Source organism: Variovorax sp. F042 (assembly GCF_057814215.1).
Map to the genome: position 1 here is coordinate 1 of NZ_JBVASX010000068.1, position 298 is coordinate 298.

Consider the following 298-nt stretch of genomic DNA (forward strand, 5'->3'; position numbering starts at 1 on the left):
TTCATGTTCTTCAGCGCCTGCATCAGCTGCCCTGCTGCGTCGCGGCTTTCCACTTCGATGTGCATGCTCAGGTCGCCGGCAGCGACGGTCTCGGCCACCTGCACGGCTTGCGCCAGCGGGCGCACGATGCTGCGTGAAATGAAGAACGCGAAGATGCCGCCGCTGACCACCGTCAGCACCGTCAGCAGCAATTGCAGGTTGAAGCTGCGCGTGTTCGCCGCGTCGATGGCCTGGCTCAGGTCGTCGATGGCCTGGCGCTCCATCGACAGCAGGTCGAGCACGCGGGTTTCATAGGCCT

The 298-nt window shown here is 64.1% G+C and carries 1 protein-coding gene; it reads right to left on the reverse strand.

Going from position 1 to position 298, the window contains the following annotated elements:
• Positions 1-298 (reverse strand): HAMP domain-containing protein (locus ACZYSP_RS35430; RefSeq protein ID WP_489019227.1); only part of this gene is annotated, 298 nt, incomplete at both ends.